At 43.3% G+C, this 15,079-nt stretch carries 18 protein-coding genes; 3 read left to right on the top strand and 15 right to left on the bottom strand.

Annotation, left to right across the window (positions count from 1 at the left end):
- Positions 1–53 precede the first annotated feature (53 nt).
- The 12 genes from GOL65_RS19430 to GOL65_RS19385 form a co-directional block, all read right to left on the bottom strand.
- A complete protein-coding gene (locus tag GOL65_RS19430; RefSeq protein WP_140917872.1) occupies positions 54–512 on the bottom strand; it encodes a pyridoxamine 5'-phosphate oxidase family protein in 459 nt (152 codons plus the stop codon).
- 97 nt (positions 513–609) lie between these two features.
- Positions 610–1,152: a hypothetical protein gene (locus GOL65_RS19425; protein ID WP_140917873.1), complete on the bottom strand. Its 543-nt coding sequence runs from the start codon at positions 1,150–1,152 to the stop codon at positions 610–612.
- Positions 1,153–1,406: 254 nt separating this feature from the next.
- Positions 1,407–1,535 (bottom strand): hypothetical protein, encoded by a 129-nt coding sequence (locus GOL65_RS22430; RefSeq protein WP_267313833.1) that lies wholly within the window; start codon positions 1,533–1,535, stop codon positions 1,407–1,409.
- A 69-nt stretch (positions 1,536–1,604) separates the two neighbouring features.
- Positions 1,605–2,093, bottom strand: coding sequence for a hypothetical protein (locus GOL65_RS19420; RefSeq protein WP_140917874.1), 489 nt, complete (start codon positions 2,091–2,093; stop codon positions 1,605–1,607).
- Positions 2,094–2,133: 40 nt separating this feature from the next.
- A complete protein-coding gene (locus GOL65_RS22655; protein WP_456152045.1) occupies positions 2,134–2,316 on the bottom strand; it encodes a transposase in 183 nt (60 codons plus the stop codon).
- A gap of 121 nt (positions 2,317–2,437) precedes the next feature.
- Complete coding sequence (locus GOL65_RS19415) at positions 2,438–2,686, bottom strand: IS1 family transposase (RefSeq protein WP_140917875.1); 249 nt, start codon at positions 2,684–2,686, stop codon at positions 2,438–2,440.
- Positions 2,687–2,889: 203 nt separating this feature from the next.
- Positions 2,890–4,257: a hypothetical protein gene (locus GOL65_RS19410; protein WP_140917876.1), complete on the bottom strand. Its 1,368-nt coding sequence runs from the start codon at positions 4,255–4,257 to the stop codon at positions 2,890–2,892.
- Positions 4,254–5,003, bottom strand: coding sequence for a fimbrial biogenesis chaperone (locus tag GOL65_RS19405; RefSeq protein WP_228723158.1), 750 nt, complete (start codon positions 5,001–5,003; stop codon positions 4,254–4,256). The genes GOL65_RS19410 and GOL65_RS19405 overlap by 4 nt, the downstream gene beginning before the upstream one ends.
- A gap of 66 nt (positions 5,004–5,069) precedes the next feature.
- Positions 5,070–5,240, bottom strand: coding sequence for a hypothetical protein (locus GOL65_RS19400; protein ID WP_179038504.1), 171 nt, complete (start codon positions 5,238–5,240; stop codon positions 5,070–5,072).
- Positions 5,213–7,669: a fimbria/pilus outer membrane usher protein gene (locus GOL65_RS19395; RefSeq protein WP_140917879.1), complete on the bottom strand. Its 2,457-nt coding sequence runs from the start codon at positions 7,667–7,669 to the stop codon at positions 5,213–5,215. The genes GOL65_RS19400 and GOL65_RS19395 overlap by 28 nt, the downstream gene beginning before the upstream one ends.
- Positions 7,670–7,765: 96 nt before the next feature.
- On the bottom strand, positions 7,766–8,008 hold the full coding sequence (locus tag GOL65_RS19390) for a fimbrial protein (protein ID WP_228723201.1): 243 nt from the start codon (positions 8,006–8,008) through the stop codon (positions 7,766–7,768).
- Positions 8,009–8,018: 10 nt separating this feature from the next.
- Positions 8,019–8,240, bottom strand: coding sequence for a hypothetical protein (locus tag GOL65_RS19385; RefSeq protein WP_140917881.1), 222 nt, complete (start codon positions 8,238–8,240; stop codon positions 8,019–8,021).
- 1,597 nt (positions 8,241–9,837) lie between these two features.
- Between GOL65_RS19385 and argH the strand changes: the two genes are divergently transcribed.
- From argH to GOL65_RS22420, 3 genes are all read left to right on the top strand, one after another.
- Positions 9,838–11,211, top strand: coding sequence for an argininosuccinate lyase (gene argH / locus GOL65_RS19380; RefSeq protein ID WP_140917882.1), 1,374 nt, complete (start codon positions 9,838–9,840; stop codon positions 11,209–11,211).
- A 115-nt stretch (positions 11,212–11,326) separates the two neighbouring features.
- A complete protein-coding gene (locus tag GOL65_RS22425) occupies positions 11,327–12,190 on the top strand; it encodes an anaerobic C4-dicarboxylate transporter family protein (protein WP_267313832.1) in 864 nt (287 codons plus the stop codon).
- Positions 12,156–12,659, top strand: coding sequence for an anaerobic C4-dicarboxylate transporter family protein (locus GOL65_RS22420; protein ID WP_267313831.1), 504 nt, complete (start codon positions 12,156–12,158; stop codon positions 12,657–12,659). The genes GOL65_RS22425 and GOL65_RS22420 overlap by 35 nt, the downstream gene beginning before the upstream one ends.
- A gap of 78 nt (positions 12,660–12,737) precedes the next feature.
- Here GOL65_RS22420 and GOL65_RS22415 read toward each other — a convergent pair whose 3' ends face one another.
- The 3 genes from GOL65_RS22415 to GOL65_RS19365 form a co-directional block, all read right to left on the bottom strand.
- On the bottom strand, positions 12,738–12,869 hold the full coding sequence (locus tag GOL65_RS22415; RefSeq protein ID WP_267313830.1) for a hypothetical protein: 132 nt from the start codon (positions 12,867–12,869) through the stop codon (positions 12,738–12,740).
- An 86-nt stretch (positions 12,870–12,955) separates the two neighbouring features.
- Complete coding sequence (locus GOL65_RS19370; RefSeq protein ID WP_140917883.1) at positions 12,956–13,666, bottom strand: FadR/GntR family transcriptional regulator; 711 nt, start codon at positions 13,664–13,666, stop codon at positions 12,956–12,958.
- 55 nt (positions 13,667–13,721) lie between these two features.
- On the bottom strand, positions 13,722–15,029 hold the full coding sequence (locus GOL65_RS19365; RefSeq protein ID WP_140917884.1) for an anaerobic C4-dicarboxylate transporter family protein: 1,308 nt from the start codon (positions 15,027–15,029) through the stop codon (positions 13,722–13,724).
- Positions 15,030–15,079: the final 50 nt, after the last annotated feature.

Genomic DNA, 15,079 nt, shown 5'->3' with positions numbered 1-15,079 from the left:
ATTAATTTTTGTCTATCGATAGCCAGGCAGAAATTAACTACTCTCAAATTGACTCAATCACCAAATTGAAACGGCATTGATTCTGCACTCTTATTGATAAAATCCACCTTATATCCTGTCCCATCTTTATGGAAAAATCCTTTTACCAGCTCCACTTTAATATAATACATCTCTTCACTGTCTTCATTATTGTGAGCAAAGTACCATGGCTCAAACACTTTAATCAGCTTGCTTCTAATTAGTTTATTTTCTGGCTGCAGTGGATGCCCGATATTATAAGCTTTACCCGTGAAACGATACATCTCATGACAGAGCGCGACATTTTCATTTAGCGCTATTTCTCTTATTTTTTGAGTCCTTCCGGAAACAACAATATAAAAGCAATAGTCATCATAAAACGCATCAACAATTCTGACGGATGGGACGTTATCTTTTGATGTGGCAAAGGCAAAAAAGCTGTCTTTTGCAAATAATGATTCTAAAACTTTAATACTCTGCTGATAAGCTGGCATAAATACTCTCCTTCATTTTTCATTACACCACCGATAGTGAGCCGATTTTAATAATGGAAGTTATACCGCCACATTCATCGGGCGGTATTCAGCTCAATTAATAAGACAATGTCTTCAAGGCTCGTTTACCAGCACTATAATGTCTGTCTCCCTTATCGTTATCGACAATAAGGGTCGTGACCAACAAACTTCCCCGATATTCAGATAATTGCATCATAGAGGCACGTTTTCCCGATGACTTTATACTCATCTTTTGTAATTCCAGCCAGATCACTTTTCGACCATTGACCTTACCTTCTCTCATCGTTGGTGGAGAGGAACCGAACTCTTCTGCCATCCCTTCAGCCACGGCACGCAGATTGGACTCAGCCATCTTTTTACCTTTCATTTCAAACACGCTAAAAGTTATCATTGCGCCCGTATTCCGATCCGTCATATACCAGGCTTCTTTTGGACGACCAGAGCTTGAATAGGCCTCTTTCAACTTACTATCAGGCATTTTTTGATACTCAGCAGGGAGCTCCATACGGACTTTTCCATTGAATACCGACCTTGTTTTGGTATCCGCATAGCTATTGCCACTCACCGTTACTAAGGTGAAAAATACCATCGCCATCCCTAATAATGTCTTTATCTTCATATTTCTTCCTGTCATATATTTAAAGTCATTTATCTGAATTCATGTCATTTTCGATGGTGATATAAAAGCTAAAATTAAAGCCTGTTGTAATAAATATATACTCCAGCAATAATGCCTTACATCATTTAAACTTATTATCTATCAGCTAATTAATGCCTGAGTGATAAACGACAAAATCACGAATGAATTTGAATCTATCACAGACAACTAAATAGCGACTTATCAGTAACGGGCATGAATGGATAAAAACGGTATTACTTTTTTCGGTCACATTGCCCCAAAATACCAATACAGCCTGAGACCACTAAGATAACCAAAGTCACCATCACATAACCCACCATTGCCGCCATAGCGATATCAATACCTAAAGAAAACAAAAACATTCCTGTTTCATCCCTGAACATTATTCCCTCTCATTTAAGACAATGGTTGAGGTGCCAACCTGGGGCTGTCTACATGGAATTTAAGATATGCTGCCGCCTGATACGCCAGGCAACAAAAACCATCACACCACCGAACAGACTAATCAGACCAGCAACCATAAAATTAGTCCGAACGCGCTTGTCATGGGTATCACTGCTTTGTGGAGGGGTTACTTTGTAATCTCCGGTTCGGTCAACAAACACTTCTCTCTCAAGGTTATATTTACCTCCCCGGGTGATACCATTTTTTAGCGATAACGAGATCTTTTCCTCGTTACGGTATTGCCCATCTGCGGATGCAAACACCGCATAATGACGATTAACCACCTTGCTGGTTCTGCGCCCGGTACGTTCCCGTTCTTCTTTCACCATAACCTCACCGGTTGAAGTAAAGGTATAGATGCCGATACTTTCATAACTACGCCAGATGGCATAACCACTGCCGGCTGAAAAAACCAGTCCGACCACAAAAATAATCACGCCCAGAGCAATAAACCCGTTACACATTCGTTTTTTCATTTTGATAACTCCCTGTTTTTAAAACATCCAATCACACAAATTATCCTGGTACGGCCTCTGCGGCTTTTAATCGGTTAATCACGTAAATATATTTATGCTGAAACGTCTTATTGCAGTCACAGCATAAATAACGCTGAGCTTTGGCTTTGCTATAGCCATAACGTCTGAAATTGCTCCCTTCGCAAAACGGGCATCGTACTGAAAATTGATTTTTATTTAACATGATGCTACTCCTGTTATTCATTATTATTGGTGTTATCAACATGATGGGTTACGCAGGCTACCGTTAAGTTAGCAGCCTGTTTTAATCAAAATCACTATCACATTGCGGGTAATACCTTCAATTAATTAACCATGCCCGGCTTATCAATATTGGACAGGGTTTTGAGTAAAGAGAGTCGCTCTTTATTTAGATACTCTCTCTTTTTTTCTAATTCTTCAGGTGGCTTATAAGCGTTATAAATATATTCCCCCTGAAAAGTTCGTTTGCAATGACCGCATAAATAGCGCTGATAGCCTGAAGGTGCGGTGCCATGTTTTTTAACTGCGTTACCTCTAAAGCAATATCGACAGAGTACTTTTTTATTGAACATGATATTTTCTCCTGTAACTTCACTTTTAAATAAATATGCAAATACTGATGAATTAAATAGATTTAATTTGAATTATGTTAAAAGATTAACAGTTAATTTTTATAAATTAAGTTTGTGTTAGTGGCTTCCCAAAAATAGATTGAGAATAGATATTTACTTAATTTTTAACCGTGAGTTATTTCGGCTTGGTATTTATTATTATATTAATAGTAGGTGACAAACATATTAACTTTTCCGGTTACCGGGCCGGTATAAGCCACTCCGTTACGTTTAATAGCGCTACGCTGAACAAAGCGGGCTCCGAATGAAGCACTGCTTTGGCTATTGTATGTTAAATCGGATGGATTGGTTTTTATGCTGCCGTGGGCACCGGTATTCGTTTTATAGGTCGTCGTCGCTTCGCCCATTTTATGGACATTCAGGCGAGTACCGTTATAAAGCATTTCCACTTCCAGCCCTTCAATTTTTTGTCCGCCAATGTTGTCATAAAGACTAATATTACGGTTGGTTAATGGCGACGCACCGGTATCCTGAAAACTGAATTCAACATTATTAAGCTTGCCAGTGCATTCAAGATTCAGCCCTACAGATTTTATATTTCCACTAACAGGCAAACTCACATTTGGCTGAATAGAACTGGCGGCCATATTGACCCAGCGGCCTAAATTAATCTGATAATTTGTTGCACCGCGTAATCGGCACGCTGGTTGTTGTATCGTGATAGCATCACCACCAAGGAAAGCACTCACTGGAACCGTTAAATTCAGAGGGTTTGGAAATATATTTGAAGAACCACTACTTGCGCCTATAACGCTTAACGACCCTGAGGTCGTAATATCGCCCGTTTTTATCAATTCCGCCCTGATGGAATAACTCACTTTTCCTTTAAGTAAATGCAGATTGCGGCCTGGAATATTGTTATCTGTGTTGGAGTCACAATGCATATATGCATAAAAACCACTATTAACGGAGGTGCTTCCTCCCAGAATCAGTTCACTGCCTGCCGCAGGGTTACTACTATTACCACTTGCGTCAAGGTAACTACTAGTTGAGTTGTTGCAGGTACCGAAATTATAAGATGTATCTCCTGATACTTTCAGGTAAAACTTTATACCAATACCCTCTATTGAAGTTTTATAAATACCGGGGGATAACTGTGTGGCACTGGATAAATAGGTCATATTTAATTTATATGGAATATTATTGACGGTTACTCCTGTATTAGATTTTACAGTATTTGCGCATTGTTTAATTCCCGAGCTTGTACATGACCAGCCCAAATTGGGTAGAAAATTATCATAGCCCCAAGAATAGAGCACCGAGCCATTAGGCAAATGGTTATCTACGATTAATGTTCTTGCCTGGTTAAACGGTCTATTATCCGGATATGTAAAGGTACAAGATCCCGCACTTTTATTTAGGGCAGGATTTGCTACATTCCCCGAACCCGACAATTTTGGACAGTCTGGGGTAACCCAAGTAAATGTATGATTTACAGTATAAGCAAATGCATTCCCTGCCATCAGACTCAACACACCGATAGCAATAAATGATTTTAACGGTTTTTTCATAATCTTACCCCCGTACTCAACACCTCAGTCTCCCCACCATAATCATTCACCGCACTGTAGGTCAGCGTTACTGATTTGCCTTTAAAACTCTTCGGTACCGCATAGCGTTGACTGCTCATCGGTGCTGGCATCTCCGTTTTACTTTCCAGCGTGGTACCTTTTGCACCCCCCGCCTTCAGTTCCAGCTTGCCAAAGCTGATGTAATAGGGAGTCGGATTGGTCGCTTTCAGCCATACCTCTCCGCCCTCTCGCTCTACATCCCACTGTAACGATTTCACCGCATCGGCTGCTTTACTGCCGTCTAATCCTTCTGGGCGAATAAACACCTTCAAACGACTACGGATAGCCAGTACCAGTTTATTGTTCTCATTGTCTTTCGCTTTAGGTGGAATTTCCTGAATCGACAACCAGTACACCGATTCCCGATCCTGTGGAATTTCTGCCGGTAACACCACTAAGCGCAATTTCCCTTCCTGCTTACCGGCAATTTTCATTACCGGCGGGGTCAGCACTAACGGCAGATTATTCTCATTACCCTTTAAATCCTCCAGCCAGGACTGAATCAGGTAGGTTTCCTGACTCTCATTAATCACTTCAATCGGTGTCTCTTTATCGGCCGCATAGGCCACAATACGAGTTAGCTGTGGACGAACAGCACCGAAAGTCTGCGCCGAGAGCAACAGAGTTCCCAAAGCCAGTGCGGCGAACGTTGTGCGTTTCATGTTATTCAGCCTGTTCAACATCATTTTTCCACTTCCTTTCAATTCATCATTTTTGAATATCTGACTATTACTCTGCGTTATGTCTGACTGTCAGCGGCAGTCCACCGGGATTCTCTGATGCCATTGCGATTTATCGTCGGCATCTGCTAATTTAGGTAAAGTAAACTGACACTGCTGATTATTTCGGCCCCAGGAGACGGTCAGCACTTCATCTTTGCGGGCGTCCAGCCCGGTCAGGTAAGCAAGTCCGTTATTGCCCACAATGCCTGCTTCGTCATCCTGTCCTTCTGCGGTGACAATAGCCCAACTGGAATCGCCTGTGTTCCCTGAACAATAACCATCGCCCGACGCCCCACCCGGGTAGCAAAACGCAGTAATACTGCGGCTCCTTCCGTAGGTACTACTTTTCTGGCTGACTCTTTCAGCTCCACCGACTGTGCATTAGTGGTGTCCAGACTGACGGTGTTATAACGGTAAGGGCTCAGGTAGTTGACGACCGCCCGCCCGAAGTAGTCGGTTTGATTATTACTGCCTGAAACGCCTATACCTGATGCCCCAGGGGTTTCCACAATAGCGATAGTGTCTCCCATACGCGGGGTCAAAATAGGACCGCCCTTATACAACACTAAACCGCCAGATATACCCGCCGAAAACTGATCCGAATAATCACTGTGGCTGATAGAGGTATTCAGCATCGCCAGACGGGAGTCATAGCTCAGAGAAGCGGACTCACTGAATTTTTCCTGATAATCCCGCTGCACGTTCAGGCTGTAGGACAGCGGACTATCCTGACTACTGCCCGACAGGCCAACAGACTGGCTGTAACGGTTATCCTTATTGCGGGTCAGGTTATAGTTCACTGAGTTATAATTTCTGTCCCGCTCCCCCCATCGCAGAGGTATGCTGACACCCAGATTGAGTGAGTTATCGTTATCCCCTTTGCCATTTTTACTGTAGGTATAAGCCAGACTGATACTGGCCGGTCCTGCCATAAATCCGTAGCCGGCAGAAGCCGAGGTGGTTTTCTCTGAAGTACCGTAGTAACGATCCTGACTCAGCGTCATGTACAGACTGCCGTAATCCTGCATTCCCTGATTAATGTTGACTTCAAGGCGGCTGCGACGTCGTTTGTTCCACAGGCTATCGCCATCTTCATAGTCGTTGTCATATCCTTCCCGGCGATGGTAATTTCGACTGTTGAATTCTGAAAATGAGAGAAAATGCTCCGAACGATACTGATAACCCAGAATACGTAATCCGGTATCCGTGCTATCAAACTGTTTGGCATACAGCAGACGCAGCGCAGTTCCGTTTTTAGTCTCTTTATCATACTGACCGGATACACGATCATAGGTATAGCGAGCCTGCGCCATGTCCAATGAAAATGCGCCAATATTGCCAATACTCCAGGCTGCCCCCACAGCAACTGACTGGTAATCATCCGATCCCAGACCGGAAACATTCAGAGTAAATGACTCAAATCCTCGCTCAATGCTCAGGGCTCCCATCACGGGTTTATCCGACTGATTATCCCGGTACTCCCCGACTGACAGGCTATAACGTAGTGCTCCGGGGCGTATCATATTGGGAAGCGAAGTATAGGGAACGCTGAACTTTTGCTCGCTACCGTCAGTCTCTTCTAGCGTCACATCCAGATCGGCCCCCATCTGCGCGGTGTACAGGTCATCAATAGCAAATGCACCCGGCGTCAGCGTTCTGCTGTATATGATATTCCCCCGCTGACGAACAATCAGACGGGCGTTGGTACGGGCAGTTCCCCGAATAACCGGCGCATAGGTAAATTGCGACTCCAGCAACATGCGCTCATTAGTACCCATAGTGAAACCCCGCAGAGGGATTACACCCATGATATTGCTGGGAGTGTAGGTATAAATATCCCCTGCCGATATTTTAGAACTCAGCGAAGCAATGTTTCTCTCGGCATACAACCGGTCGTGGTTACTCTGCCAGCCCTGATCCGCATTCTTGTTAAAGGTATCAAAGCTGTAGACCCGCCAGGCACCAAAACTGGCAATGCTATTGAGGCTGACAAAAGCGCTGTTGTTAATATTTCGGCCACCATCACCGTCGCTGTTCTTCTGGCGCGAATGGTAGAAATAGCCGTTATAAGCGGTACGTAATGTTGGTGTACCGTCATCCCATTCTTTAGGTGAAATCATCTGAAAGCGTTGACTATTCACCGCTTCCTGCGGCAGAGTCAGCCGCAGTTGCTGATGCGCATCATCATAAAATACGCTGGCTGCCGGAATACGCTGCTCCAGATCATCACAAACAGCCGACACTTCCGAAGACGTTTCTTCATTTTTTAGCGAAGTCAGCCAGTCACCATACAGTTCGGTTTTAACACCTGCGTCATTCAACAACTGGCGATTCAGACAGGGCACCACCTGTCCTCCCTGCTGCTGAGGAACAAAGTTCACTTCATACACATCGGTAACCCGATCATTGACTACCACTTCTACCCGTTTCATCCCGGGTGCAATGGCATTTTTGTAGAGAAATATGTCTGGCGAAGCACCATTTTTGTCTTTTCGCAAAAACGCACTCTCAAATTCACTGTCATTTTCTTCTGCCCACACGCCAGAAGAAAATGACAGTAAAATCGACGCTGCAATAACCGATAAAGTACATTGTTTATTTATGATCATTCGCTTAGATAACTTTATCATTTTGACTTTCTCTCAGTCCGTTAAGTCATTTCATACCCACCACGACAATCACTGTCGTGGTGGTTGTTATTGCTACCAAATGCTGCGATTTGATTATCAGAAGTAAGAGATAACGAAATCAGCCACACCGGTCACGTTACCGGCGGTTACGCTGGTATTCAGTGACTTATAAGCCGCTTTATATTGCAGATTAAGTGGACCCGTAGAGCCGGCAACCGGTAATGCAGCCCCCGGATCGGTTGCCGTACCGCCATTGAGGTCAATCTGCGTAGTGCCGTTTTGTTGCATGATGGCAACCGCAACGTTGGTTGCCGGTGTCGCCGCAGCAGTATTCGCCATCACATGGGCATCACCAGCCGGGGGTGTTAGAAGTGGTGAACAGTGCGCGCACGTTGTTCAATCCGGTGGCTGCCTCACATCCGGTTAACTGGATAGAGAACGGAGTCTGACCAGCATAAGTGCCTGTCGCAGCGTTCAGCGTAGTAGTGGTCACTGGCGGTAAGGTCAGCGTGGCTGAAATCGGGGTACCCGTTGCTACAACCGTTGCCAAAAGATATTTATTCAATTTCATAACAAACTCCATGTTGGTATTTCACCATCTAAATTAAATAACCAATGTGTATTTTGGTTATATTTTCATGCTATGAGACAAAGATAGATGGCCTGTGAAAGCGGCTATCCATGCTCTGCTCACGTAAATATCCTCACCTTTTTTACAGGCGTGAGAATTCGTCTTTCAAAATAAGTTAATGAGAGTAAATTAGCTTATTGAAATTGTTTTCTTGTCATCTAAATGTCAAAAAAAGTTATAAATCCAGAGTGAAAATCACCTCCACACCGCAAAAACAAATTTAGTTAATTATTCAATAAAACAACTAAAAACCACCTTTTATTGCTTTTTAAACATTAAAACACGATCAATAATGTTGTGCAACGCATGCAAAATAGACATATAAACCAAAACATTTATGTAAAACGATCAATAAAGCCAATGTGTAGTATTTGAATAAGATAATTAATATGAATAATTAGAATATATAGCTGATAAAACTTTTTTTTAATCCACCTATTTTTTTGAAATTTAAAAAATCACATTAATAGCATTAATGATTCTCATCACATAAATAGAACATCAATCATGTGATTAAAATAAAATAATGACATTGCTAATTATAATTATTCTAAATCCTAAATTGGCAATTTCTAATAGATTAAAAATCTGATTTGACTTGATTGAAATCAATAAAATAACCAAAATATAATAAGATCAAAATGTAATTACATGAATTTAAAACAAATATTATTGATTTAAAGTTAAAGATTCATTTTTATTTTAAATAATAACCAAAGAAATAGTTACATATATAAATGATTTGAACGAGATTAAATCCTGCATTTATAAAAGATGAAATGAGCAGATAAAAAATACTTTTTCGTTAAATAAAACACATATTACAATAACTTTTTCGGTCAGTAATCACAACCATTAGCATTAAACATTCAGGAGTAATTATAAATTCGCAACTATAAACCCTATCTGACTTATGGTTTTATCAGGGGCTCCTTATTGGTTTTCTGAATTGTTACTCTAATGGCATTTAGTCTTTATCAATAATTTTTTCATCACATACCATTTTTCATACTTAATGTAGTCAGGATGATAGGTGATAGTGTCGGGTTCTTTTGCCTGAAAATATCAACAGATGACACATTTAAGTGCAAAACTTAGAGTTTAGTTTCTGTAATATCAAAAAAATCATCATATCTCCATTAGCCTTATCTGCAAAAATATAGTCGGGTGAAAACATAAATCTATAAGCTTTCAAAGGGTGTTTATCCACAACTCTAAATACTTCGCTGTTATTTTTTATCTGAACTACTCTGCGTTTTCACTTCAAATAGCTGGCTGACCATTAACTCAAAAAAACTGCCAACTATTTCTTTAACACGGATGCATCAACCGTCGGTCCTCACCATTTCATCAAATTATTAAACAAAAAATTCACACCAAAAGAACAACAATAACTTTCTGTCAAAAATCATTTGTCGATTATGTGATCCATATTGTCGTTTTTATTATCTTAATTGTCGACAATATAGCTGTGTGTTGTAGTTCAGATTAATTACGCTGTTTATGTATAAAAAATAATCTAATGAGGAAAAGTAACATGTCATCAAAACTATGGGGCAGCAGATTTGATTTACCAACCAACAAACTGGTCGAAGAGTTCAATGCAACGATCATGATTGAACAACGGCTATGTCCATTTGATATTAAGGGCAGTATTGCTCATGCAACCATGCTGGGGCGCCAAAATATCATCAGCCAAAGTGATGCAGAAACCATCATTAGCGGGCTAAAAAAAGTTGAACAAGAGATCGAAAATGGTCAGTTTGTTTTCAGCACCGCTGATGAAGATATCCATATGGCGATTGAAAAAAGAATGACCGAGATCGTTGGTCCAGTGGGTGGAAAGCTGCATACCGGAAGAAGCCGAAACGACCAAACCACGCTGGACTCCAAAATGCATATGCGTGCCACCATTCTGGAGATTCAGCAGAATATTCGCGCACTACAGACAACCATCGTCGCTAAAGCAGAACAAAACTTTAATGTCATCATGCCAGGCTACACCCATTTGCAAACCGGACAGCCCATTCTGTTCTCTCACTGGGTGATGACCTACTTTTGGATGTTACAGCGTGACTATGGCCGCTTTAACGATCTGTATCGCCGTATGGGTCAGTGCCCGTTAGGCGCTGCTGCATTGGCCGGTACTACCTTCCCTATCGACCGGGAGTTCACTGCCAAAGAACTGGGCTTTGATGAGCCAACGCCAAACAGTATCGACTCCGTCAACGATCGCGACCATATGATTGAGTTTAATGCAGCGGCCGCCATGTGCTTTATGCACCTGACGCGTATTTCAGAAGAACTGGTACTTTTCTCCAGTCAGGACTTCAAGTTTATCGAACTGTCGGACGATTTCTGTACCGGCTCCAGCATTATGCCGCAAAAGAAAAACCCTGACGTAGCAGAAAAAATGCGCGGTAAAGGCGGTCGGGTTTATGGAAACTTAATGGCAATACTCACCATTATGAAAGGACTGCCTCTTTCCTATAACACTGACATGAGTGAAGACAAAGAAACGGTCTATGACTCAATGGATACCCTGCAAGCTGGCCTTAAGATCATCGCGCCAATGATTGAGAAAATGAAAATTAATGAAGATAAAACCCGGGATGCAGCAGACCGGGGCTTCTCTACCGCTACCGATATGGCCGACTATCTGGTGCGTAAAGGTATCCCGTTCCGCGATGCTCACCACGTAGTGGGTAGCGCAGTGAATTACTGCATTAAACATGGCAAAAAGCTTAATCAACTGACCCTCGATGAATACCACAGCTTCCATCCACAAATTGAAAGCGATATCTATGACGATATTACGCTGGAAGCCTCAGTCGGTGCCAGACAGTCCTACGGCGGAACCGCACCAGATGCGGTGACTAAACAGATCGCTCTGGCTAAGAGCCTGTTATAGCCCTGAACTGACTTAATCATGTCATAGGGCATCGGCTCATCACTCTGCGCTGATGCCTTAAATAAAAATAACTTATATGACTGCCGTGCTTTTGCATGTTGTAGGAGGGAGTCTTATGTCTGAATTATTCTGGGTTCAACTGTTAGTTGTACTTGTTTGTATTGGTGTGGGTGGGCGTTATGGTGGGGTTGGACTGGGTGCTGCCGGGGGATTAGGCGTCTGTATACTGACGCTGCTATTCGGCTTACAGCCTGCCTCTCCACCTATTGCGGTATTATTAATTATCATCGCAGTTATTGCCTGCACCAGCGTATTACAGGGTGCCGGTGGTCTTGATTTTCTGGTACGTGTCGCTGAAAAAATGCTGCGTAAAAAACCCAGTGCCATCACCTTCCTGGGACCTTTCATCTGTTCGTTATTCGTTATGTTTTGCGGTACTGCTTATGTGGCTTTTGCCGTGTATCCGGTGGTGGCAGAAGTTGCCGCTGAGGCAAAAATCAGACCCGAACGGCCGATGTCCATGTGCGTTATCGCCGCCGGAATAGCCGTTATCGCCAGCCCAATGAGTGCGGCAACCGCAGGCATGATCGCGGCGCTATCGATGTATGATGTTTCTATCATCCAGATCCTTGGAGTGAGCATCCCGGCATTCATTATCGGTACATTGTGCGGATGCTTATCGGTATTTAAACGCGGAAAAGAGCTGGAAAACGATCCTGAATTCCAGCGCAGAATAGCCGCAGGTGACTACCAGTCACTGCACGTTGAACAAAAAGAGATACAGGCTTACAAACCAACGGTTGGCGCGAAAATTGGGGTACTGATTTTTGGCATTGGCGTTGCTACTGTAATCCTGTTTGGTTCCGTCAAATCACTGCTGCCTGCATGGGAAGTGGGCGGGAAAATGGTACCTTTAGCCACCCCCAGCCCTGATCCAAATGGTCATGCTGGCCGCAGCGCTGTTTATCATTATCTTTAGCAAAGTACCCAGCGATAAATTCGCCTCCGGCTCAGTGTTCCGTTCTGGTTTAATCGGCGTAGTTGGGGTATTTGGTATTTCCTGGATGACCGGTACCTTCTTCGATGCTTACCGTCCATTATTTGAAGAACTGTTCAAACACATGGTGGAATCATGGCCAATGCTGTTTGGTTTAATCCTGTTCTGCTTCTCAGCGGTTATCTTCAGCCCGTCTGCCACAGTAGCCGCACTAATGCCTCTGGGTGCCGCAATGGGAATTCCCCCTGCACTGCTGGTTGCCATGTACCCTGCAACCTGCGGCGACTTCATCGTCCCCGGCGCCGGCCAAATTGGCTGCGTAGCCTTTGACCGAACCGGAACCACCCGCTTAGGTAAATACGTAATAAACCACAGCTACCTGCGACCAGGTTTTGTGATGGTCATATCAGCAGTAATCGCAGGCTATTTTATTTCTCAAATCGTCTTCTAACTAAACCACGAAAAAACCGACAAACTCTCATTTGTCGGTTTTTGGTTAATTACAAAATAGAATGCTAATTTTTACACATTAAAATAACCAATCGGAGGGAGAGGCCGCCGTTGGGGTCGTAGCAGCTTTAGCTGCCGGACAAACAGGCAAAGCCTGTTTGAACAGCGCTTGCGCTGGCCCGTCAGGGTGAAACACCGCAAGGTGTTTCATAACTGCCCCTAGGTGGACTAGGCCCGACGCGCTCCAATGTTAAGTACGAGTAGTTTCCCATCCACCAAAAACCAAAACCAACTTCCCTACCCTTTAACCTCTTTCTTACCAACTCGCTTAGCCTTCGGCTTACCCTCCGGCGGCAAAGTCTGTGAAGTACTCACCAAATGCTCGCGTAATAACTTCACCGCCAGCTCAACCTCTTCATTCTTAATCGCACTCAAAATAGCTTTTTCCTGCCGGGCGATATCAACAAAATATTCCGCACCAAACGAGTTCAGTAACGCAGAGGTTTTATCAAAGTAAGTAATCAACACATCAGAAAACACCTGCAACACGCGATTACCACAGGCCTGCAATATCAACAGATGAAAATCCCGGTCAAACTGATCTGCTTTAGAAGGGATATGAGCAAATTCTTCCATCTGATTCAGAGTATTTTCTAATTTCCCCATCAGTGCCGGCGTCATACGCTTAATAGCTAAAGGCAGAATCGCACACTCAATTAATACCCGCGCTTCTAAAAACTCATTAATATCAAACCCCGCCGCGCCAAACTGAATCTGCATCTGATCGCTCAACGTATCCGTGTTTATCTGACGAATCACACTGCCTTTTTTGGGCGACCGATCCAAAATTCCCATCTGAGTCAGCGAGGTCAAAACTTTTCTTATCTGATAACGTGTAACATTAAAACGTGCCGCCAGCTCAGTTTCTGTTTCAATTCGTTCGCCTAAAGTTGCCTGCTCTAAAATATGCGAGCGCACTTTTTCAAAAAAAACCGATTCAGAACCCATTAACAGCTCCCTTACTTCGCTAATTCAATAAGATATAAGTTATATAGTCGGCAAATCAGTAGAATGTTTTAGCAATCAACATGCAAAAAACAACCGACATCACTAACGATACCATACCGGGCAGCAGAAAACTGTGGTTAATAACATACTTACCCAACCGGGTAGTTCCGGTTCGGTCAAAGGCCACACAGGCGATTTGAGCCCCACCGGGAATAATAAACACCGCACAGGCGGCTGGTAATAAAGCTATCAGCGTATACACCGGAAGCCCCATGGCAACCCCCAGCGGCATCAGGGCAATAATAGTGGCTGCCGGGCTATAAATCAGTATCGACAGGAAAAACAACACCAGACCAAACACCATCGGATATTCATTAAGAATATGAGAGAAGTTAGTAATAAACAGATCGTTATAGGTACCAAAGAAAGTACCGGTCATCCACGACAGACCAAAGATCCCAACCACACCAATTAGACCTGACTTAAAAGTAGAACCTTCATGGAGTTTTTCTGGCGGAATGCGGCAAAAAATCATAATCAGACTGGCAGTGGTTAGCATCAGTATTTGCAAGGTGGTAGAAACTGACATCACCTCACCATGCCATTCTGGTCTCATCTGCTTAAAAGAACTTAAAACAACGATTAAAAGTACACCGATAGCAAAAATAGCCAGACCGGTTTTAGCCTGAGTCAGATTGCCAATTTTTGCCGCTGACAGCGTAGTTAAATCAAACTCTCCTGCCTGCTTACGACGAACAAACTCCTCATCATCAGACAACTCAGCGCCTTTCTTATACACAAACAGACAACCCGCTAAACAACCCAACAGCGTACCCGGCACCGTGATAGATAGAATATCCAACAACGTGATGTTTAATGAAGCCGCCTTAGCCAGCATCCCAACCACCACCGCACTAATCGGACTGGCAACCAGAGCCATATTAGCCGCAATAACCGACATGGACATCGCTCTTTCCGGACGAACTCTGGCATCGGTGGCGATTTCCGCAATCACCGGATAAACCGAGAAAGCAATGTAAGAAGTGCCACACATAATAGTAAAGATATAACAGACAAATGGACCTAAAAAAGTGATGGCATTAGGCCTGGTACGTAACATTTTCTCCGCCAGCGATACCAGAAGATCCAGCCCACCTGCAGCCTGAAGAATAGTGATACAGGTAATAACCGAAATAATAATCAGCATTACACTAACCAGCGGTGAATCGGGCTCCAGATGAAACAGAAATGCCAGCACAAACAGCCCCATTCCCCCGGCGGCACCCAAACCTATTCCACCAATCTTTCCACCAATAGCTATACATAACAACACGACAGCGAGTTGTACTAAAAAGAGATCCATCTGTATCACCTTATCGTTATTATTTGCAGAGATAAGAAATCAAAAACATT

Source organism: Limnobaculum xujianqingii, from assembly GCF_013394855.1.
GTDB classification, from domain to species: domain Bacteria; phylum Pseudomonadota; class Gammaproteobacteria; order Enterobacterales; family Enterobacteriaceae; genus Limnobaculum; species Limnobaculum xujianqingii.
This window is presented reverse-complemented; position numbering and strand designations above follow the sequence as displayed.

What these genes read in the sequence shown, in the direction of transcription:
- GOL65_RS19395 (WP_140917879.1), bottom strand. Translation starts at nt 7,669, where the DNA reads ATGATAAAGTTATCTAAGCGAATGATCATAAATAAACAATGTACTTTA.
- GOL65_RS22425 (WP_267313832.1), top strand. Translation starts at nt 11,327, where the DNA reads ATGTCTGAATTATTCTGGGTTCAACTGTTAGTTGTACTTGTTTGTATT.
- GOL65_RS19405 (WP_228723158.1), bottom strand. Translation starts at nt 5,003, where the DNA reads ATGATGTTGAACAGGCTGAATAACATGAAACGCACAACGTTCGCCGCA.
- GOL65_RS22655 (WP_456152045.1), bottom strand. Translation starts at nt 2,316, where the DNA reads ATGTTAAATAAAAATCAATTTTCAGTACGATGCCCGTTTTGCGAAGGG.
- GOL65_RS19390 (WP_228723201.1), bottom strand. Translation starts at nt 8,008, where the DNA reads ATGGCGAATACTGCTGCGGCGACACCGGCAACCAACGTTGCGGTTGCC.
- GOL65_RS19410 (WP_140917876.1), bottom strand. Translation starts at nt 4,257, where the DNA reads ATGAAAAAACCGTTAAAATCATTTATTGCTATCGGTGTGTTGAGTCTG.
- GOL65_RS19425 (WP_140917873.1), bottom strand. Translation starts at nt 1,152, where the DNA reads ATGAAGATAAAGACATTATTAGGGATGGCGATGGTATTTTTCACCTTA.
- GOL65_RS22420 (WP_267313831.1), top strand. Translation starts at nt 12,156, where the DNA reads ATGCTGGCCGCAGCGCTGTTTATCATTATCTTTAGCAAAGTACCCAGC.
- GOL65_RS19430 (WP_140917872.1), bottom strand. Translation starts at nt 512, where the DNA reads ATGCCAGCTTATCAGCAGAGTATTAAAGTTTTAGAATCATTATTTGCA.
- GOL65_RS19420 (WP_140917874.1), bottom strand. Translation starts at nt 2,093, where the DNA reads ATGAAAAAACGAATGTGTAACGGGTTTATTGCTCTGGGCGTGATTATT.
- argH (WP_140917882.1), top strand. Translation starts at nt 9,838, where the DNA reads ATGTCATCAAAACTATGGGGCAGCAGATTTGATTTACCAACCAACAAA.
- GOL65_RS19415 (WP_140917875.1), bottom strand. Translation starts at nt 2,686, where the DNA reads ATGTTCAATAAAAAAGTACTCTGTCGATATTGCTTTAGAGGTAACGCA.
- GOL65_RS19385 (WP_140917881.1), bottom strand. Translation starts at nt 8,240, where the DNA reads ATGAAATTGAATAAATATCTTTTGGCAACGGTTGTAGCAACGGGTACC.
- GOL65_RS19365 (WP_140917884.1), bottom strand. Translation starts at nt 15,029, where the DNA reads ATGGATCTCTTTTTAGTACAACTCGCTGTCGTGTTGTTATGTATAGCT.
- GOL65_RS22430 (WP_267313833.1), bottom strand. Translation starts at nt 1,535, where the DNA reads ATGTTTTTGTTTTCTTTAGGTATTGATATCGCTATGGCGGCAATGGTG.
- GOL65_RS19370 (WP_140917883.1), bottom strand. Translation starts at nt 13,666, where the DNA reads ATGGGTTCTGAATCGGTTTTTTTTGAAAAAGTGCGCTCGCATATTTTA.
- GOL65_RS22415 (WP_267313830.1), bottom strand. Translation starts at nt 12,869, where the DNA reads ATGAAACACCTTGCGGTGTTTCACCCTGACGGGCCAGCGCAAGCGCTG.